Origin of the sequence: Thauera sp. K11 (assembly GCF_002354895.1) — a bacterium.
GTDB classification, from domain to species: domain Bacteria; phylum Pseudomonadota; class Gammaproteobacteria; order Burkholderiales; family Rhodocyclaceae; genus Thauera; species Thauera sinica.
In genome coordinates, this window is sequence record NZ_CP023439.1 from 1,858,163 (window position 1) to 1,878,746 (window position 20,584).

General features: G+C 62.1%; 17 protein-coding genes and 1 tRNA gene. 17 read left to right on the forward strand and 1 reads right to left on the reverse strand.

What is annotated here, in order from left to right; all coding sequences use genetic code 11:
- Positions 1-19 precede the first annotated feature (19 nt).
- The gene (locus CCZ27_RS08125) at positions 20-1,942 is read right to left on the reverse strand and encodes a PrkA family serine protein kinase (RefSeq protein WP_096447181.1); all 1,923 of its coding nucleotides are present in this window, start codon (positions 1,940-1,942) and stop codon (positions 20-22) included.
- Positions 1,943-2,282: 340 nt separating this feature from the next.
- Between CCZ27_RS08125 and tig the strand changes: the two genes are divergently transcribed.
- The 17 genes from tig (at position 2,283) to CCZ27_RS08190 (ending at position 20,533) form a co-directional block, all read left to right on the forward strand.
- Positions 2,283-3,587 carry a trigger factor gene (gene tig, locus CCZ27_RS08130; RefSeq protein ID WP_096447183.1) on the forward strand — a complete coding sequence of 435 codons (1,305 nt, stop codon included), beginning with the start codon at positions 2,283-2,285 and terminating at the stop codon, positions 3,585-3,587.
- A gap of 20 nt (positions 3,588-3,607) precedes the next feature.
- Positions 3,608-4,246 carry an ATP-dependent Clp endopeptidase proteolytic subunit ClpP gene (clpP, locus tag CCZ27_RS08135; protein ID WP_096447185.1) on the forward strand — a complete coding sequence of 213 codons (639 nt, stop codon included), beginning with the start codon at positions 3,608-3,610 and terminating at the stop codon, positions 4,244-4,246.
- A 16-nt stretch (positions 4,247-4,262) separates the two neighbouring features.
- Positions 4,263-5,531: an ATP-dependent Clp protease ATP-binding subunit ClpX gene (clpX, locus tag CCZ27_RS08140; RefSeq protein WP_096447187.1), complete on the forward strand. Its 1,269-nt coding sequence runs from the start codon at positions 4,263-4,265 to the stop codon at positions 5,529-5,531.
- 99 nt (positions 5,532-5,630) lie between these two features.
- The gene (lon, locus tag CCZ27_RS08145) at positions 5,631-8,057 is read left to right on the forward strand and encodes an endopeptidase La (protein ID WP_096447189.1); all 2,427 of its coding nucleotides are present in this window, start codon (positions 5,631-5,633) and stop codon (positions 8,055-8,057) included.
- A 230-nt stretch (positions 8,058-8,287) separates the two neighbouring features.
- On the forward strand, positions 8,288-8,560 hold the full coding sequence (locus tag CCZ27_RS08150; protein WP_096447191.1) for an HU family DNA-binding protein: 273 nt from the start codon (positions 8,288-8,290) through the stop codon (positions 8,558-8,560).
- Between the two features lie 45 nt (positions 8,561-8,605).
- Positions 8,606-8,681 (forward strand) — tRNA-Val (locus tag CCZ27_RS08155).
- Positions 8,682-9,292: 611 nt separating this feature from the next.
- Entirely contained in the window at positions 9,293-12,001 is a 2,709-nt protein-coding gene (tssH, locus tag CCZ27_RS08160) for a type VI secretion system ATPase TssH (protein WP_198363293.1), read from the forward strand.
- Between the two features lie 21 nt (positions 12,002-12,022).
- On the forward strand, positions 12,023-12,556 hold the full coding sequence (tssB, locus tag CCZ27_RS08165; protein WP_096447193.1) for a type VI secretion system contractile sheath small subunit: 534 nt from the start codon (positions 12,023-12,025) through the stop codon (positions 12,554-12,556).
- A gap of 37 nt (positions 12,557-12,593) precedes the next feature.
- A complete protein-coding gene (gene tssC / locus CCZ27_RS08170) occupies positions 12,594-13,484 on the forward strand; it encodes a type VI secretion system contractile sheath large subunit (protein WP_198363294.1) in 891 nt (296 codons plus the stop codon).
- On the forward strand, positions 13,466-13,732 hold the full coding sequence (gene tssJ / locus CCZ27_RS08175) for a type VI secretion system lipoprotein TssJ (protein ID WP_232516654.1): 267 nt from the start codon (positions 13,466-13,468) through the stop codon (positions 13,730-13,732). Before tssC ends, tssJ begins: the two co-directional genes overlap by 19 nt.
- Before the next feature lie 36 nt (positions 13,733-13,768).
- Positions 13,769-15,118, forward strand: a complete 1,350-nt coding sequence (gene tssK, locus CCZ27_RS08180; RefSeq protein WP_096447197.1) for a type VI secretion system baseplate subunit TssK — start codon at positions 13,769-13,771, stop codon at positions 15,116-15,118.
- Positions 15,119-15,182: 64 nt separating this feature from the next.
- Positions 15,183-15,353, forward strand: a complete 171-nt coding sequence (locus CCZ27_RS23425; RefSeq protein WP_157748494.1) for a hypothetical protein — start codon at positions 15,183-15,185, stop codon at positions 15,351-15,353.
- Positions 15,350-16,039: a hypothetical protein gene (locus tag CCZ27_RS23430; RefSeq protein WP_157748495.1), complete on the forward strand. Its 690-nt coding sequence runs from the start codon at positions 15,350-15,352 to the stop codon at positions 16,037-16,039. The genes CCZ27_RS23425 and CCZ27_RS23430 overlap by 4 nt, the downstream gene beginning before the upstream one ends.
- Entirely contained in the window at positions 16,036-16,428 is a 393-nt protein-coding gene (locus tag CCZ27_RS23435; RefSeq protein WP_157748496.1) for a hypothetical protein, read from the forward strand. The genes CCZ27_RS23430 and CCZ27_RS23435 overlap by 4 nt, the downstream gene beginning before the upstream one ends.
- A 3-nt stretch (positions 16,429-16,431) precedes the next feature.
- Positions 16,432-17,196, forward strand: a complete 765-nt coding sequence (locus tag CCZ27_RS23440) for a DUF1176 domain-containing protein (RefSeq protein ID WP_157748497.1) — start codon at positions 16,432-16,434, stop codon at positions 17,194-17,196.
- Positions 17,193-19,655, forward strand: coding sequence for a type VI secretion system Vgr family protein (locus CCZ27_RS08185; protein WP_096447199.1), 2,463 nt, complete (start codon positions 17,193-17,195; stop codon positions 19,653-19,655). The genes CCZ27_RS23440 and CCZ27_RS08185 overlap by 4 nt, the downstream gene beginning before the upstream one ends.
- Positions 19,652-20,533 carry a DUF4123 domain-containing protein gene (locus CCZ27_RS08190; RefSeq protein ID WP_157748498.1) on the forward strand — a complete coding sequence of 294 codons (882 nt, stop codon included), beginning with the start codon at positions 19,652-19,654 and terminating at the stop codon, positions 20,531-20,533. Before CCZ27_RS08185 ends, CCZ27_RS08190 begins: the two co-directional genes overlap by 4 nt.
- The last annotated feature ends 51 nt before the right edge of the window (positions 20,534-20,584 follow it).

Below are 20,584 nucleotides of genomic sequence, written 5' to 3' on the forward strand. Positions count from 1 at the left end.
CGCGGATCGGCCGGGACGCTTACGACGACTTGCGCACGCGCAGGTACCACTCGCACAGCAGGCGCACCTGCTTCTCGGTGTAGCCCTTCTCGATCATGCGGTTGACGAAGTCCTGGTGCTTCTTCTGCTCGTCGGCGCTGGCCTTGGCGTTGAAGCTGATGACCGGCAGGAGGTCCTCGGTGTTGGAGAACATCTTCTTCTCGATCACCGCGCGCAGCTTTTCGTAGGAGGTCCAGCTCGGGTTGCGGCCGTCGTGCTTGGCGCGCGCGCGCAGCACGAAGTTCACCACCTCGTTGCGGAAGTCCTTGGGGTTGCTGATGCCCGCCGGCTTCTCGATCTTCTCCAGCTCCTCGTTGAGCGCGGCGCGGTCGAGGATCTCGCCGGTGTTGGGGTCGCGGAATTCCTGGTCCTGGATCCAGAAGTCGGCGTAGGTGACGTAGCGGTCGAAGATGTTCTGGCCGTATTCGGAGTAGCTCTCGAGGTAGGCGGTCTGGATCTCCTTGCCGATGAACTCCGCGTAGCGCGGCGCCAGATACTCCTTGATATAGGCCATGTAGCGCGCTTCGGTGTCGGGCGGGAACTGTTCCTGCTCGATCTGCTGCTCGAGCACGTACATCAGGTGCACCGGGTTGGCGGCGACCTCGCGGTGGTCGAAGTTGAACACCTTGGACAGCACCTTGAAGGCGAAGCGGGTGGAAAGCCCGGTCATGCCTTCATCGACGCCGGCGTAGTCGCGGTATTCCTGGTAGCTCTTGGCCTTCGGGTCGGTGTCCTTCAGGTTCTCGCCGTCATAGACGCGCATCTTGGAGAAGATGCTGGAGTTCTCCGGCTCCTTGAGCCGGGAGAGCACCGAGAACTGCCCCATCATCTTCAGCGTGTCCGGGGCGCAGGGCGCTTCCGACAGCGAGCTGTGGATGAGAAGCTTCTCGTAGATGCGGATCTCGTCCGACACGCGCAGGCAGTAGGGCACCTTGACGGTGTAGATGCGGTCGAGGAAGGCTTCGTTGTTCTTGTTGTTCTTGAACGCCACCCATTCGGACTCGTTCGAGTGCGCCATCACGATGCCGTCGAACGGGATCGCGCCGAAGCCCTCGGTGCCCTTGTAGTTGCCCTCCTGCGTGGCGGTGAGCAGCGGGTGCAGCACCTTGATCGGTGCCTTGAACATCTCGACGAACTCGAGCAGCCCGCGGTTGGCCAGGCACAGCCCGCCCGAGTAGCTGTAGGCGTCGGGGTCGTCCTGCGAATACTGCTCGAGCTTGCGGATGTCGATCTTGCCCACCAGCGACGAGATGTCCTGGTTGTTCTCGTCGCCGGGCTCGGTCTTGGCCACCGCGGTCTGCCTGAGCACCGAGGGCGTGAGCTTGACCACGCGGAACTTCGTGATGTCGCCGCCGAACTCGTTCAGGCGCTTGACCGCCCACGGGCTCATGATGGTGTTGAGGTAGCGGCGCGGGATGCCGTAATCCTCCTCCAGGATGCGCCCGTCCTCGGCGACGTCGAACAGCCCCAGCGGCGACTCGCTCACCGGCGAGCCCTTGATCGCGTAGAAGGGCACCTTCTCGATCAGGCTCTTGAGCTTCTCGGCGAGCGAGGACTTGCCGCCGCCCACCGGCCCGAGCAGGTAGAGGATCTGCTTCTTTTCCTCCAGCCCCTGCGCGGCGTGGCGGAAGTAGGACACGATGTGCTCGATGACCTCTTCCATGCCGTAGAAGTCGCGGAAGGCGGGGTAGATCTTGAGCACCTTGTTGGAGAAGATGCGCGACAGCCGCGGGTCGAGCCGGGTGTCGACGAGTTCCGGTTCGCCGATCGCCATCAGCATGCGCTCGGCGGCGGTGGCGTAGGCGGTGCGGTCGCTGCGGCAGAGTTCGAGGTAGTCCTGCAGGGACATCTCCTCCTCTCGGGCCGCCTCGTAGCGAGCCTGGTAGGCGTTGAAGATGGTCATGGCAATGTCTCCTTGCATGGGGGCCGTTCAGCGGCTCGAAGAGTTCTGTGCTGCGGTCGCGAACTACTGCGCGGCGCCGCCCGGTCTGCATTCCTGCACGATCCGAGTCTGACGCTGAGAGACCCGGCGCGCTCGCGAGTTCCGTCCGATTTTGTGCTTTTTTGCATAGCGCCAGGCAGGTTTTCGGGGGTGCTCCGCGCTGGAAGGATCGGGCAGGCCCTGTGCTAGAATGCAAAGTTTCTTCAAACGTGTTCGCGGTGGATGCCGGATGGAAGCCTCGGGTTTCCAGCCTGGATTACGCTTCCGGGGACGGATTTTTTGACTTGTCAGGATCGACTTAATGCAGACCAACCAGGAAGCCAAGAGCGCGCTGGAGCGCCGCATCGACATGTCCGTGGCGCTGGCGGACATCGAAAAGGAAGTGGATGCGCGCCTCAAGCGCATGGCTCGCACCGTCAAGATGCCGGGTTTCCGCCCGGGCAAGGTGCCGTTGAAGATCGTCGCCCAGACGCATGGTCCGCAGGCGCGCTCCGAGGCGATCGGCGCGGCGGTCGAGAAAGCCTTCGGCGAACGGGTGAGGGAGCAGAACCTGCGCGTGGCGGGCTATCCGCGCATCGAGCCGAAGGAAGCTTCGAGCACCGACGTGCTGGAATTCAGCGCCGTGTTCGAGGTCTATCCGGACGTGGTCCCCGGTGACCTCGCCGGCCGGAAGGTCGAGCGCCCGACCCTGGAAGTGACCGATGCCGAAGTCGACAAGACCATCGAAGTGCTGCGCAAGCAGCGCACCACCTTCGTTGCGGCCGACCGCGCCGCGGGGGAGGGTGATCGCGTCGTGATCGACTTCGCCGGCCGCAAGGACGGTGAACTCTTCGAAGGCGGCTCGGGTCAGGATTTCCCGTTCGTGATCGGCGCCGGCTCGATGCTGAAGGACTTCGAGAGCGCGGTCGTCGACCTGAAGGCGGGTGATAGCAAGACCTTCGACATGACCTTCCCCGAGGACTACCACGCCAAGAACCTGGCGGGCCAGGCCGTGCAGTTCGAGATCACCGTGAAGGCGGTCGAGGCGCCGGTGCTGCCCGAGGTGAGCGACGACTTCGCCAAGGCGCTGGGCGTTGCCGACGGCGACGTGGCCAAGCTGCGCGAGGAGGTGAAGACCAACCTGCAGCGCGAAGTGAAGCGCCGCATCCAGGCGAAGGTGAAGGAACAGGTGATGGAAGCGCTGCTGGCGGTCACCCCGATCGAAGTGCCGAAGGCGCTCGTCGAGGCCGAAGCCGGCCAGCTCGCCGACAACGCGCGCCGCGACCTCGAGATGCGCGGGCTGAAGACGAAGGACATCCCGGTCGAGGCCGCGTGGTTTGCCGACCAGGCGGAACGCCGCGTGAAGCTGGGGCTGATCATGGCCGAGATCGTGAAGACCAACGACCTGCACGCCAAGCCGGAGCAGGTTCGCGGGCTCGTCGAGGAGATGGCGCAGAGTTACGAAGACCCGGCCGAACTGGTACGCTGGTATTACGCACAGCCGGATCGCCTGGCGCAGGCGGAGTCGGTTGTGATCGAAGACAACGTGGTGGCCTGGGTCTGCGAGAAGGCCGACACGACCGACAAGACGATCGCGTTTGACGAACTGATGGGTAGCGCGGCCTGAGGCCGCAAAGGGTCTGACGAATGATGCAAGGAACACCACAGCACAGCAGCGACTGGAACCCGGTCGGCCTCGGCCTGGTACCGATGGTGGTCGAACAGAGCGGTCGCGGCGAGCGCGCCTACGACATCTATTCGCGCCTACTGAAGGAGCGGGTGGTGTTCCTCGTCGGCCCCGTCAACGACGTGACGGCCAATCTGATCGTCGCCCAGTTGCTCTTCCTCGAGTCCGAGAATCCGGACAAGGACATCTACTTCTACATCAACTCTCCGGGCGGTTCGGTGACGGCGGGCATGGCGATCTACGACACCATGCAGTTCATCAAGCCGAACGTCAGCACGCTGTGCATCGGCCAGGCCGCGAGCATGGGCGCGTTCCTGCTCGCCGCCGGGGAGAAGGGCAAGCGCTACTGCCTGCCCAACTCGCGGGTGATGATCCACCAGCCCCTGGGCGGCTTCCAGGGCCAGGCGTCGGACATCGAGATCCACGCCCGCGAGATCCTTTACCTGCGTGAACGGCTCAACGGCATGCTGGCCAAGCACACCGGCCAGACCATCGAGCAGATCGAGAAAGACACCGACCGCGACAATTTCATGTCCGCCACGGCGGCCGTCGAGTACGGGCTGATCGACAAGGTGCTGACGAGCCGCGCCGACACCTGATCCGGGAGAACAGACCATGTCGGACAAGAAAGGCAGCGCCGAGAAGCTGCTCTACTGCTCGTTTTGCGGCAAGAGCCAGCATGAGGTCCGCAAGCTGATTGCCGGCCCGTCCGTGTTCATCTGCGATGAATGCATCGAGCTGTGCAACGACATCATCCGCGACGAGATCGGCGCAGGCGCCGAGATCGAGGGCGTCAAGGGCGACCTGCCGACGCCGCGCGAGATCTGCGAGATCCTCGACCAGTACGTCATCGGCCAGGCGCTCGCCAAGCGCAGCCTGTCGGTCGCGGTCTACAACCACTACAAGCGCCTGCGCCACCTGTCCGGCAAGCAGGACGACGTGGAACTGTCCAAGAGCAACATCCTGCTGATCGGCCCCACCGGTTCGGGCAAGACGCTGCTCGCCCAGACGCTAGCCCGCCTGCTCAACGTGCCCTTCGTGATGGCCGACGCGACGACGCTGACCGAAGCCGGCTACGTCGGCGAGGACGTCGAGAACATCATCCAGAAACTGCTGCAGAAGTGCGACTACGATGTCGAGAAGGCGCAGCAGGGCATCGTGTACATCGACGAGATCGACAAGATCTCCCGCAAGGCCGACAACCCCTCGATCACCCGCGACGTATCGGGCGAAGGCGTGCAGCAGGCGCTGCTCAAGCTCATCGAAGGCACGGTGGCTTCGATTCCACCGCAAGGCGGGCGCAAGCATCCCAACCAGGATTTCATCCAGGTCGACACCACCAACGTGCTGTTCATCTGCGGCGGCGCATTCGACGGGCTGGAAAAGGTCATCCGCAACCGTACCGAAAAGGTCGGCATCGGTTTCGGTGCCGAGGTGAAGAGCCGCGACGGCAGCAGCCTCACCGAGACCTTCCGCCAGGTCGAGCCGGAAGACCTCATCAAGTTCGGGCTCATCCCCGAACTGATCGGCCGTCTGCCGGTGGTGGCGACGCTGCAGGAACTGGACGAGGACGCGCTGATCCAGATCCTGGTCGAGCCCAAGAACGCCCTGGTCAAGCAGTACCAGAAGCTGTTCTCGATGGAAGGCGTGGAACTCGAGATCCGGCCGGCGGCGCTGCACGCGGTGGCACGCAAGGCGATCAAACGCAAGACGGGTGCGCGCGGCCTGCGCTCCATCCTCGAGGCGGCGCTGCTCGACATCATGTACGACCTGCCCACGCTGGACGGCGTGACGAAGGCCGTGGTCGACGAGAACACCATCGAGGATGGCGCCAAACCCCTGCTGATATACGCCGAACAGCAGAAGGTTTCCGGCTCGAACTGACGCCCGCCGCGGTCGGGTGCTCTCCGGCCGCCACCCGCCGCTTGAATTTCCAGGTCATGCCCACATATGGGTATGACCTTTCTAACAAGGAAAATGAAAATGTCGGGTCCCGCTGACTTCTCCCACGAACAGATGGAACTGCCGCTGCTGCCGCTGCGCGACGTAGTGGTGTTTCCGCACATGGTCATCCCGTTGTTCGTCGGGCGGCCGAAGTCGATCAAGGCACTGGAGAACGCGATGGAGGCGGGCAAGAGCATCCTCCTCGTCGCCCAGAAGTCCGCTTCCAAGGACGAGCCTTCCGTCGAGGATCTCTATTCGATCGGCTGCATCGCCAACATCCTGCAGATGCTCAAGCTGCCGGACGGTACGATCAAGGTGCTGGTCGAAGGCGTGCAGCGCGCCCGCATCGATTCGGTCGAGGACCTGCGCCAGCTCTTCGTCGCCAAGGTCACGCCGGTGTCCGTGCCGGAGCCGGGCAACAACGAGGTCGAGGCGATGCGCAGGGCGATCATCGCCCAGTTCGACCAGTACGTTAAGCTGAACAAGAAGATCCCGCCGGAGATCCTGACCTCGCTCGCGGGCATCGAGGAGGCGGGCCGGCTCGCCGACACGATCGCCGCCCACCTGCCGCTCAAGCTCGAGCAGAAGCAGGAGGTGCTCGAGATGTTCAACACCGGCGAGCGTCTCGAGAAGCTCCTCAACCAGCTCGAAGCCGAACTCGACATCCTGCAGGTCGAGAAGCGCATCCGCGGCCGCGTGAAGCGCCAGATGGAGAAGAGCCAGCGCGAGTACTACCTGAACGAACAGGTCAAGGCCATCCAGAAGGAACTCGGCGAAGGCGAGGACGGCGCCGATCTCGAGGAGATGGACAAGAAGATCAAGGCCGCCGGCATGCCCAAGGAGGCCTTGGCCAAGGCCGACGCCGAATTCAAGAAGCTGCGCCTGATGTCACCGATGTCCGCCGAGGCGACCGTGGTGCGCAACTACATCGACACCCTGATCGGCCTGCCCTGGAAGAAGAAGTCGCGCGTCAGCAAGGACCTGGCCGAGGCCGAGAAGATCCTCGACAGAGACCACTACGGCCTCGAACGGGTGAAGGAACGCATCCTCGAATACCTCGCGGTGCAGCAGCGAGTCGACAAGGTCAAGGCGCCCATCCTCTGCCTGGTGGGCCCCCCGGGCGTGGGCAAGACTTCGCTCGGGCAGTCGATCGCCAAGGCGACCAACCGCAAGTTCATCCGCATGGCGTTGGGCGGCGTGCGCGACGAGGCCGAGGTCCGCGGCCATCGCCGCACCTACATCGGCTCGATGCCCGGCAAGATCCTGCAGAACATGAGCAAGGTCGGTGTCAAGAACCCGCTGTTCCTGCTCGACGAGGTGGACAAGCTCGGCATGGATTTCCGCGGCGACCCGTCGTCGGCGCTGCTCGAAGTGCTCGACCCGGAGCAGAACCACACCTTCCAGGATCACTACGTCGAGGTCGATTTCGACCTGTCCGACGTGATGTTCGTGGCGACGGCCAACACACTGAACATTCCGCCCGCGCTGCTCGACCGCATGGAGGTGATCCGGCTGTCCGGCTACACGGAGGACGAAAAGGTCAACATCTCGATGCGCTATCTGCTGCCCAAGCAGATGAAGAACAACGGCCTGAAGCGCGACGAACTGTCGGTGACCGAAGAGGCGCTGCGCGACGTGGTGCGCTACTACACGCGCGAAGCCGGAGTGCGCGGCATGGAACGCGAAATCTCCAAGATCTGCCGCAAGGTCGTCAAGCAGCTCGTGCTGCGCAAGCGTTCGAGCAAGATCATCGTCAACGCCAGGAACCTCGACAAGTTCCTCGGCGTCCGGAAATACAGCTTCGGCATCGCCGAAAAGCTGAACCAGATCGGCCAGGTGACCGGGCTCGCATGGACTGAAGTGGGTGGCGAGCTGCTCACCATCGAGGCGGTCCAGTTGCCCGGCAAGGGCAAGGTCATGACGACCGGCAAGCTCGGCGAAGTGATGCAGGAGTCCATCCAGGCTGCGCTGTCGGTGGTCCGCAAGCGGGCGCGCTCGCTGGGCATCGAGGACGACTTCTACCAGAAGAGCGACATCCACATCCACCTGCCGGAAGGCGCCATTCCGAAGGATGGCCCGTCGGCCGGCATCGCCATCGCGACCGCGCTGGTGTCCGTGCTGTCCGGGATTCCGGTGCGCTGCGACGTGGCGATGACCGGGGAGATCACGCTGCGCGGCGAAGTGCTGGCGATCGGCGGCCTCAAGGAAAAGCTCCTCGCAGCCGTCCGCGGCGGCATCCGGACGGCGCTGATTCCGGAGGAGAACGTCAAGGATCTGGTGGATATTCCGGACAACATCAAGAACGCGATCGAGATCCTGCCGGTGAAGTGGATCGATCAGGTGCTGGAGCGGGCTCTCGAACGCAAGCCGGAACCCTTGCCGGATGCCTCGCCGGAAGTAGCGCCGGTCGTCGCGGCCCAGTCCGAGGACACCGGGGCGACGTCCATGAACCTGCGGGCGCATTGACCGTTCGGGCGCCGCTGCCGGAAACGGTGCGAAAAAGGGCGCGGCATGCTCTGCATGCCGCGCCCTTGTTGCATTTCACACGCTTGACACGCCGATTTTTTGCGCGCTATAAATCCCACGCAGTTTGCAAGACGATTCGAGTTTCCCGTGAATGCCACGCCGGTTCCGGCTTGCGCCGAGTCGGTTGCGTTGTGCCAATAGATCGCAGTAATCATCGAGGGAGCCGCTTCATGAACAAATCTGAACTGATCGACGCAATTGCCACGCGTGCCGACATTTCGAAGACCACCGCAGGTCGTGCGCTGGATGGCGCGCTCGAAGCCGTCAGAGGGGCACTGGAAAAAGGAGATTCGGTAACCCTGGTCGGGTTCGGCACCTTCCATGTCGGGGAGCGCGCAGCGCGGACGGGCCGTAATCCGCGTACCGGCAAGAACATCAAGATCAAGGCAGCCAAGGTGCCGAAGTTCCGTCCTGGCAAAGGCTTGAAAGATGCGCTAAACTAGCGAGCTTCGCTGGGCGGGCGCCACGTTCGTCGCCTTTTCCGCGCGGGGTGCTTAGCTCAGATGGTAGAGCGCTAGCCTTACAAGCTGGATGTCGGCGGTTCGATCCCGTCAGCACCCACCAGACACCTTGTAGCGAGCAATATCAGTAGTGTCGAAAACCCGCATGGCTCCTGGCCTTGCGGGTTTTTTCTTTTCCTGTGTCTCCGGAAGCCCCACCGCGCCATACCGCTGACAGTGGGCGCCCTGGTGGTATCCCGACATACGCTCCACCGCGAGCGCCACCACCATTCCCTTGGCCGGCCGCCGATTTGACGGGCTAGGCCCGAGACAAGGCTTGCAAGCCCGCCGATGAGCCGCGGGATGCATCCGCCGATCCTGCCCGCCGGCGCCGGACTCCGCTGCCTCGACTTCCGTTTCGACGGTAAGCGCAAGACGCTTGCCCCTGGTGCCTCTCGGGATACGAGCACCGCCGTCTGCCCGTACCCGCAACAGACCACCACCGGGCATCGTCACGCCCGGCCCTCGCCGCATCGTATTCCTCTTCGACCACCTGCATGCCGACAGCAAGAACGATCGGCGGCATGAACCAGACGACAAGCATCTTGACGCACCGCGTCTGTTGAATCGAGAATGTCGGCATATACAATTGAGTTATTGATATGCAAAAAGAGTTTACGGTGTTTTCGTTCAGCATAGTCGGAGGCGGAAGGAGGGGCATGCACGGCTCCGGCGATGCTGCCGATGTTGCGAAAGGGTGAAATCTTGGCGATACCCCGGAAGTCTCTTTTTGGCAAACTCGGCCTGACTGCATTTCGCAGCATCGAGAGCGCAACCGCCTTCTGCAAGCTGAGGGGCAATCCCTACATCGAGCTGGTGCACTGGCTGCATCAGATCTTGCAGGGGGGCGATAGCGACATCCACCGGATTGCCCGGCATTTCGCCATAGCGTCCCGCGAGACCGACCGCGAACTCGCCGACGCGCTGGCGCGCCTGCCCGGCGGCGCCACCTCGATCAGCAATTTTGCGCCGCACATCGAGACCGCGATCGAGCGGGCGTGGGTGATCGCAACGCTGGCCTTCGGCGACAACAGGATTCGCACATCCCATTTGCTGCTCGCCTTGCTCCAGACCCCGGAGCTACGTCTGGCCTGCCTGGACATCTGCCCTTCGTTCCGGCGGATTCCCATCGACACGCTGGCCGGCATCCTGCCGACGCTCGTGGCGCAATCTCCGGAACAGCACGAGCCCGCCCAGGACGGCATCGATCTGGCCCCGGCACTGCCCGGCGAAGCCAGCGGCGCCATCGTGCCGCCTGGAGGCAATGGGTCGGCGCTCGACAAATACTCCATCGACCTGACGCAACTCGCCCGCGATGGCCGGATCGATCCGGTGGTCGGGCGCGAACAGGAAGTCCGGACCATGACGGACATCCTGCTTCGTCGTCGCCAGAACAACCCGTTGCTCACGGGTGAGGCCGGTGTCGGCAAGACGGCCGTCGCAGAAGGGCTGGCCCTGGCCATCGCCAGCGGGAAAGTGCCGCCGGCGCTGCTGGACGTGCGCCTGCTCAATCTCGACCTGGGCGCCATGCTGGCCGGGGCCAGCATGAAAGGGGAGTTCGAGTCGCGCCTCAAGGCCGTCCTCGAAGAAGCGGGGCGTTCCGCGAAACCCATCGTCCTCTTCATCGACGAGATCCATACGCTGATCGGCGCCGGTGGCAACGCGGGAACCGGCGATGCCGCCAATCTGCTGAAGCCGGCACTGGCCCGCGGCGGACTCCGTACCATCGGCGCCACCACCTGGAGCGAGTACAAACGCCATATAGAGAAAGATGCCGCGCTGACCCGGCGCTTCCAGCTTCTGCAGATCCACGAACCCGCGGAGGCGCTCGCCATCGACATGGTCCGCGGACTCTCCGGCACCTTCGAAAAACACCACGGCGTGCTCATCGTCGACGAGGCGATACGAGCCGCGGTGAGCCTGTCGAGCCGCTACATTCCCTCCCGCCAGTTGCCGGACAAGGCCATCAGCCTGCTGGATACCGCCTGCGCCCGCGTCGCACTGTCCCTGCATACGCCCCCCGGCCGCCTGCAACTGCTCAAGCGGGATCGCGAAGCCGCGCTGATTGAACGAGGCATCCTCGAGAAACAGCGCCGGCTCGGCCGCAACCACGGCGAAGCATTGAGTGCGCTGGGCGCCAGACTCGCCCGTCTCGAGGCGGAAATCGACAGCCTGGAAACACGCTGGCAGGCAGAGCGGGAACTGGTCGAAAGACTGCTGGGGGCGCGTGCCCGGCATCTGGAAATGCAGGACGAACCCGGATCGTCTTCCGAGTTCCCTGTGCTCGAATCAAGCCTGGCCGAACTGCAGGGCGGCCAGCCGCTGGTTCATCCCGAAGTCGATGAAGCGACGGTTGCCACCATCGTTTCCGAGTGGACCGGCATCCCGGTCGGGCGCATGGTCAAGGACGAAATCGCCGCCGTGCTCGACCTTTCCGCGCATCTGGCCCGGCGAGTCATCGGGCAGCAGGACGCTCTCGACCTGATCGCCGAACGTATTCAGGTGGCCCGCGCCGGCATGAGCGACCCGAACAAGCCGATCGGCGTGTTCCTGCTGGCCGGCCCCTCCGGCGTCGGCAAGACCGAGACTGCATTGGCCCTGGCCGAAGCCCTGTATGGCGGCGAGCAGAATCTCGTCACCTTCAACATGAGCGAGTTCCAGGAAGCGCACACGGTCTCCACCCTCAAGGGGGCGCCGCCCGGCTATGTCGGCTATGGAGAAGGGGGCGTGCTGACCGAAGCGGTCCGCCGCCGCCCCTACAGCGTCATCCTGCTGGACGAGATCGAAAAGGCCCACCGCGATGTGCACGAGATCTTCTTCCAGGTCTTCGACAAGGGCTGGATGGAAGACGGCGAAGGGCGCCTGGTCGACTTCAGGAATACGGTCATCCTGCTGACCAGCAATGCCGGATCGGATCTGCTTGCCGGCCTGTACGAAGCGCCGGAATCGATGCCCAAGCCCGCCGCCTTGCGGGATGCGATGCGCGCAGAACTGCTCAAGGCTTTCCCGGCGGCGTTCCTCGGCCGCCTCCATGTCGTGCCTTACCTGCCTCTCCGATCCGAAATCCTGGCCCACATCGTGAAGCTGCAGCTCGATCGGGTCAAACAGCGTCTGGTGGATCAGCACGGCATCGTGCTCGAGATTGCCGACCGCGTTGCGCCGCACATCGTCGACGCCTGCAACGTCACCGAATCCGGCGCCCGCTTGCTGATCTCCCATATCGAGCAGCACGTCCTGCCCATGCTCGGTCGCTGCTGGCTGGAAGCCCTGGAGCAGCAGCGGGTCATCGAGCGAATCGATCTCGACGTCGCCGAAGGCCGGCTGACGCACCGGCTTCGCCATGCCGCAAATCCCGCCATTCCCGTCGCTCGACCCACCGCTTAACCCTACTCAAGAGGAACCACGATGAGCACTTCCAACAGCGCCCAGAAATACATTGCCCGCAATCGCGCACCCCGGGTCCAGATCGAATACGACGTCGAAGTCTACGGTTCGGAGAAAAAGATCGAGCTGCCCTTCGTGATGGGCGTGTTGGCCGATCTCTCCGGCAAGCCGCGCGAAGCGCTCCCGCAGGTGGGCGATCGCAAGTTCCTCGACATCGACATCGACAACTTCGACGACCGCATGAAGGCGAAGGCACCCCGCGTCGCGTTCGCCGTTCCGAACACCCTCGGCGGCGACGGACAACTCATGGTGGACATCACCTTCGAGAGCATGGAGGACTTCTCTCCGGCTGCCGTGGCCCGCAAGGTCGATGCCCTGAACCAGTTGCTGGAAGCCCGTATCCAGCTCGCCAACCTGCAGACCTACATGGACGGCAAGGCCGGCGCCGAGAGCCTGGTCAACGCGCTGCTCAAGGACCCGGCCTTGCTCAGCGCGCTGGCCAAGGCACCCAAGCCCGCCCCGGCCGCAACCGCAGAGCAGGCCGAGCAGGAATAAGCCGCCTCCCGAAACTCCATCGATCGGAATAGAAATCATGTCCCAGACCTCGACGGCGCAAGCCGCTGCCCAATACGCCGACGCCTCCGACTTTGCCAGTCTGCTCAATCAGGAATTCCGCCCCAAGACCGACCAGGCCCGGGAGGCCGTCGAATCCGCGGTCAAGACCCTGGCCGAACAGGCGCTCGCCGCCTCGGTCACCGTGAGCGACGACGCCTATGAAAGCATCGCGGCCATCATTGCCGGGATCGACCGGAAGCTGACCGAGCAGATCAACCTGATCCTGCATCACCCGGACTTCCAGCAACTCGAATCGACCTGGCGCGGCGTGTTCCATCTCGTCTCCAACACCGAGACCGACGAAAAACTGAAGATCCGCTGCATCGACGTCTCCAAGGACGACCTGCGCCGTACCATGAAGCGCTTCAAGGGCGTCGCCTGGGATCAGAGCCCGCTCTTCAAGCAGATCTACGAACAGGAATACGGCCAACTGGGCGGCGAACCCTATGGCTGCCTGATCGCGGATTACTACTTCGACCATACCCCGCCGGACGTCGACCTGCTGGGCTCCATCGCCAGGATCGCCGCATCGGCACACACCCCGTTCATCGCCGGCGCTGCGCCCTCCGTGCTGCAGATGGAATCCTGGCAGGAACTCGCCAACCCGCGCGACCTGACCAAGATCTTCACGCAGAACCTCGAATACGCGCCCTGGAACAGCCTGCGCAACACCGAGGACGCACGCTACATCGGCCTGACCATGCCGCGCTTCCTGGCGCGCCTGCCCTATGGCGCCAAGAGCAATCCGGTCGACGAATTCGCCTTCGAGGAAGATACCGCCGGCGCCGATCACGCCAGCCCTTCGAGCAGGCGGACTATTTCAGCCTCTACCACAAGGACGCAGCCGTCATCGGCCCCGATCTCCTGAAAAAGGAAAGCTACCTCCTGCGCCCGGGGGAAAGCCGTGTCATCGAACGCAAGTCCGACCAGGCAACGGTCGCGATCGGCGTGCTGGCCGGCTACCGGGATCTGGGCAAATCCGTCTGGCGGGCGGTGTACCGCCTGAAGGACGCGCCGGAAACCGCCTGGTACCGGGCCTTGATCCCGGCCAACAAGACCCACCTCGACATCCGGCTCGAAGAACGGGGCATCACGATCACCGAAGTCAGGAAATGAGCATGCCGATCCCAACTCCCTCTCAGCCGAGGCGCCATGAGCTGGCATAACAAAGTCGTCTGGAACGAGGGCCTGTTCCTGCGCCCGCAACTGTTCCAGCAACAGGAACGCTACCTCGAACACTACGCACACAAGCGCAGTGCGCCGTTGTCGCCCTTCTTCTGGGGCTTCAGCCATTTCAGCATCGACAGCGAGGCACTGACCCTCGGCAAACTGATCCTGCAAAGCGCTGCCGGCGTGTTCGCGGATGGCACGTGTTTCGACATTCCCGGCAGCACGCCGCCGCCCAGGCCGCTCACCATCCAGGCGGAACATCTCGAACAGGAAATCTACCTCGCCGTCCCCGTCCGGATTCCCAATGGCGAAGAGACCTGCTTCGATGACGCGTCCGATTCCCTTGCGCGCTATACCGCCTACGACTACGAACTGCGCGATGCCAACGCCATCCGCCAGGGGCCCAAGCTCGTCCAGCTTTCCACGCTGCGCCTGCGCCTTCTCCCACAAAAGGAACTGACCGACGGCTGGATCGGCCTGTCGCTGGCGCGGATCGCGGCATTGCGGCCGGACGGCAGCGTCGCGCTCCACGACGACATCCACATCCCGCCGGTCAACGCCTACGGGGCGGACCCCTTGCTCAAGGACTGGCTGGGCAAAACACTGAGCCTGGTCCGCCTGCGCGCGACGGCCCTGGCGAACCGCCTGACCGGCAGCGACGGCAAGACCGCCGAAACGGCCGAAGTCGCGGACTACCTGCTGCTGCAGATCCTCAACCGCTACGAGCCCTACCTCACGCATCTGCAGCGCGTCGTCGAAACCTCGCCTGCCGAACTCTATACGGCCCTCATCACCCTGGCCGGCGAACTCTCCACCTTCGTCCGTCCCGACACGCGCCGCCCCAAGGAACACCCGGCCTACCAGCACACCCGGCTGTACGACTGCATCAAACCCGTGGTGGCCGACGTGCAACAGCTCCTCAACGAAGTGCTGATCCGCAGCGCCCAGCTCATTCCCCTCGAAGACAAGGGGCATGGCCTGCGTCTTGCCGTGGTGGATACCGCCATGCTGGCCTCCTTCAGCGCCCTGGTGCTGGCCATTTCCGCCGACATGCCGCGCGACGTCCTGCAGAGCCGCTTCATGGCCCAGAGCAAGCTGGCGCCGCCCGAGCACATCAACGACATCATCCGCTCGCATCTGCCCGGCATCGCCCTGCAGGCGCTCCCCGTGCCGCCCCGGCAAATCCCCTTCAACGCCGGCTACGTCTACTACGAAGTCTCGCGGAATTCTCCGCTGTGGGCCGAGGTGATGCGAAGGGGAGGGCTCGCCCTGCACACCGCCGGCGAATTCCCCGGGCTTGCGCTCCAGCTCTGGGGTATTCGGGAAAAATGAACATGATCGAGCCTCGCAATTGGTTGGCAGCATTGATCATGCATTCGCTTTGGCGGCTTACGTCATGCTGACCATTGCCAACAACGTGAGGCTGCGCGAATACGGCATCGTCGAAAGCGTTTCCGACGATATACCGATGGACTACCCCTGCAGTCAGGTTTCAGTACCTTTCGTTACCTGCGTTAAACGGCTTGTTCCCGTGAGCCAATTAGTTTCGCCAACAGGTGGAATGTGACAAAACGAGCGGACATTTTAGATAAGTCGGAAATATATCGGCAAGACGGCTCTCTCAAGGCTTACGGACTTGTCTATACGGAGAAATGCGGCTGGGTGGATCTCGGTCATGCAAATCCGAATGGAAGAGGGTTGGAAGGCGCGGTAACGCTTTGGAAACAGATCAACTCCGGAACCAAATTATTTCAGTGCGCGCTTGACCAAACCCCACTTAGGGTTTCTTACAGCCAGAGCATGGGGTGGCACGGGATAAGGGATGCGGTTACCAAACACTATGAGGTGCAACGTGAGTTGTCGTCACTGTCCGAACAAGAGGGAATCGCTTTAGCGATTTTCATGGATGTTTCAATTGCTTTTGAAGCACTTCAGTCAAATTGGTTTTATCGACACCTGACGGACAGTGGATATAGTGCCGAAGACTTGGTCTCCAATTTGATCGGGTTCTACCGTGCCTTACGTCCTGGCTTCGATTTTTCAGGAGTTTGCAAGCCGGTTTCAAAAGACCAGGCATTTGCAATTTGGGATGCTTACGGCGGGGTTGGTGTCAATAAGAATAAAGAATTCAATCCGATTCTATTTCCAAATCCGCAGGTGCAATCAGGCTTGCCATACAAAGGGAAACTCCCTCCCGAGCTTGATACGATTCGTCCCGCAGTTATTGGTCAGAAATTCAAAGAAATAAAATGAAGCTATTGTTTGGCGTTGTCGCCGTCTCGATCATTGTGCTGATTATTCCTGCCATTCTTGTGGCCCATGAATTTGACGGCATCAGCGATTCATCCCCACTTAAGTACATCGTTGATGGTGAGATCAGGGGAGTGATCGATATTATCGAAGCAGAGAATGTGAATTTTAGATCAAAGCCGCAAGACGGAATGTCAATGGCGTTGAGTTCAGTCACGTTCTGCCCTCGATATCCCGCTTTGGCGCATGAGTCTTTAATTGCTTATTTTGATCGATTCGGCTACGAGAAACATGCAGATGGAACTTTCGGCAAGAATGATCGCGAAATTGTGATTAAAGATATTGGAAATGGCTGTTTGTCCGTAACCAAATATCTGCCCGTCGGAGATTAAACCATGAGTCAAGCCGCCGCTGCCCGCGGCCCCGCCATGTTTTTTCGATCACACCCCCATCTTCTCGCGCTTCTTTTCGTTGCTGCATCGTTGTCCTGCAATGCAGATGCCAGGGGGAGGGCAATAAACAGGATCGATGGCTGCGAATTCGTGGCCGTCTCGGCAGGCGATTCGATCCCTCCGCAAATGAGGTGTGCCGAGGCATTGAATCGTGTTGACGTCTCTGCTCGACCGGCGCTGTGTGAGCTATGGAACGACATTGGTGGAAATCCACGCACTCTCCTGGATCTCGTTACGTTGATGCGGCAATCGAATCAATCCCGTCAGCCCCATTTTCACGCCTTTGGTGCAGGCCACTATTTGTTGGAGGTGCCCTGCAATGACGGTGCTTACAACCAGAGCAGCATTTTCTACCGCTACATCGAGCGCAGCATCCCCTTCGAAGTCGCGCTCATCCGATTCCCTCAACCCGATGGTACCGACAGCGCGGAAATATGGAGCCGGCAAGTCAGTACCCGACGAGCGCTGATTGTCGTTTATCGCAAGGAGAGAGGCCTGGGCGACGCCGGCTATTACGCCAGGTATGCCGTCAACCCCAGGACTCTGGATATTTCCCTGCTCGAAGCCATCGAGAAAAAAGGGCTATGGGATGGACGGGACCCATTCCATTGGCGGGGTCGGCTTCGCGACAAGCCGGCAGGGAAAGACTGGCAACGCATCTATCCCTCAAGCGTCCCAAATGATCCGCGCCCGGAGACCAGGCCATGAGTCGAACCGTCACCATCCGCGGCCCCGCCATGCCCACGCTCTATGGCATGCCGGCGCTCGAATTTCAAAGCCTGAGCGGGCATGAATCACTTTCCAGTTTGTTCCAATACACCGCGACCTTGCGGACGCCGGATAGCCGCTCGATTACCGAACACGTTGCCGCCAACATACCGATCAAGCGCCTCGTCGGCACGGAAATGACCGTCACGATCGAACTCGACGGCATGGGGGAGTTCATTCCGGGCATGGTCGGCAATGCCGGCATGAGCAATATCGGCCAAGGTACGCGGGAAATCAGCGGCCTGGTGACGCAAGCCCGCTTTCTCCAAGCCGAGAACCGCCGCGGGATCTACGAAGTCACGCTTGAACCCTGGCTGACGCTGGCGACTCGAACCACGGACTACAAGATATTCCAGGAAAAGACCGCCCTGGAAATCATCGGCGAGGTCCTTGCCGACTACACCTATCCGGTCGACTTTCGGACCCGCCAGACATACCCCCCGCGGACGTATCAGGTCCAGTACGGCGAAACCGACTTCGCGTTCATCAGTCGCTTGATGGAGGAGTGGGGGCTCTATTACTTCTTCGAACACAGCCACGAAAGACATCGCCTGGTCGTGGTCGACGACGTCGGTGCGCACAAGCCTTTTACCAGCGAGGCCTATCACACCCTCCGCTACTACCCGCCGGGCCACAAGACCGACGCCGAGCATATCAACCATTTTCTGCATGATGAATCGCTGCAACCGGGGCAATGGGCTACCAGCGACTTCGATTTCAAGAAACCCCGCGCCGATCTTGGGCAAACAGTCAGCATGCCGCGCAACACCGGGCACAACCAGCAAGAGATCTACCGTTGGCCAGGCGATTATCTGGAGCGGGAGGAAGGGCGGATGCTGGCGCGGGTCCGCATGGAGGAAGCCGGCGCGCCCGGCTTCCGGGCCCATGCCCGAGGCAACCTGCGCGGCGTCGTGACCGGTTGCACCTTTGCCCTGGTGGGTTACCCCCAGGACGTCGCCAACATCGAATACCTCGTGCTCGGCGCCACACTGAGCATTACCGACAATGGCCACGCCAGTGGCGAGGGCATGTACACCGTTGACACCGGTTTCCACGTCCAGCCGGCCAACCACATCTTCCGTGCGCCGCAACGACACCCCAAGCCCCGCACCACCGGGCCTCAGACGGCCATCGTCACCGGCCCGAAAGGCAAGGAAATCTGGACCGACAAGTACGGCCGGGTCAAGGTCGGCTTCCACTGGAACCGCTATTGCACGAAGGACGAAAACAGCTCGTGCTGGATTCGCGTCTCCTATCCCTGGGCAGGCCAGAACTACGCGGGCATTCACCTCCCGCGTATCGGGCAGGAAGTCATCGTCGATTTCGAGAACGGCGATCCGGATCGGCCGATCATCACCGGCCGCGTATACAACGGCATCAACCTGCCGCCCTGGGCGCTGTCGGGCAATCAGGCCCTGTCCGGTTTCCGTAGCAAGGAGCTGTACGGCCAGCGCAACAACCACCTCGTGCTCGACGACAGCGAAGGCCAGATACAGGCGCAACTGTCTTCCGACCATGCGCTGAGCCAACTGAACCTCGGCAGCATCACCCGCATTCCCGACACCAGCGGGCGGGCCGACCGGCGCGGGGAAGGGTTCGAACTGCGCACCGATGCGCACGGCGTCGTGCGCGCCGGGGCGGGCATGCTGCTCACCACCGAAACCCGCAGCCACGCCGCCAGCCATGTGAAGTCCATGGGCGAAACGCTGGCGCGGCTGGAAGCGGCGCAGGAAGCCCATGCGGCACTCGCCGACCTGGCCCGCCAGCATGAGGCGCAAACCAGCGGCGAGCAGGATGCGGTCTCTGAAAGGCTGAAACGCCAGAATCAGGCTCTGCAGGGCGAGGGAGCGCCCAACACCGAATCCGGCCATTTCCCGGAGTTCGCCGCACCGCACCTGGTGCTCTCCAGCCCGGCCGGCATCGAAGCGACCACGGCCGGCAGCACCCACCTGGCCAGCGACAAGGATCTGGCGCTCACCACCGGCGGCAATGCCGGCATCGCCAGCGGCAAGGGTCTCTTCGCCAGCGTCAAGGCGGGCATCAAGCTCTTTGCCCACAAGCTCGGCATTCGCCTCGTCGCCGCCCACGACGACATCGACCTGCATGCGCTCAAGAAGAGCATCAACCTGCTGGCGCAGCTTTCGATCAACGCGACTTCCGAAAAGATCACGCTTTCCGCCACCAAACAACTCGAAATCAATGGCGGAGGAAGCTACCTCCGCTTTCTTCCCGAGGGCATCGAAGCTGGCACGAATGGCTATGTAAAGGTCCATCGGTCCCGTTTCAGCATGACCGGTCCCAACAACCTCCCGGTCGGGCTGCCCCTCTTTCCCCAAGGCATCTGCAAGGAATGCCTGCTACGGGCTGTCCAGTCTGGATTGGGACTAGTCAAACTATGAACGCCTTTTTTGCGCAAGCGCCAAGCGATCTCGAAGCCGTTGTCTCCGAGTTACAAACGCGGATGGCGTCTCAGCCCAACCTCCAGTGGGCGCTCCTGATCGATACCGCCTTCGATCACGGCACTCCGCAGTTACTCGGTGAATCCGCCATCAATTGCTATGCCGGTGACGAAACGCTCAATGAACTGCAAGATCTGGCCCCCTGCCTGATCGCCATCGATCCGGCGAGTGAAGCGGGCTGGAACCGCTTTCGTGCCCTCATCAAGCATTGCAATGGCCGCCCGATGTGGAGCCTGGTCGGCAGGGCTGGCCGTATCAGTGCCATACCGGAGCATTGGCGCTCGTATTTGCTGGTGGACGTGGGGGATCAAGAGCACATGCTCTTGCGATTTGCCGATACACGGCTTCTCGGAAACCTGCCAGCCCTTCTGGGTGAGCAATGGTCCGCGTTTGCAGGACCACTGACGGTCTGGCTCCATCCGGATCGTCAAGGCCGGATGATTGAACTGCCCATGGTGCCGGAAGGCCAACTGCCTACCCAGATCCGTCTGTCCCCCGAACAGATAATGAGTTTCGTGCGGACAGCCGAGTCGGACGGACATTTGAATGCGCTATGGCAAGTGCAGCCAGAAATTCTTGACCGTGAAACTCCGTCCCACGTCTTTCACGATTGGGCGGAAGCAGCTTGCCGACTCGCTGACGAACAGCGGATCGAATCCCATGCCGACCGGCAAACCTTGGTTCTTCTGGCGGTGCAGTACCGTGGTTCGATTCATGAGAATCGGTCCTTGACACGCCTGCTAGAACTCAGGGACTGGGTGCCCGGCAAGCTGGCCGGAGCCATTCTTCACTCGCTGGATCTGCTCGACTTGAGTTAAAGGGAAAGGTCAGCCTGTGAATCGTAAGCGTCATGTCTCAGGCAATTTCAT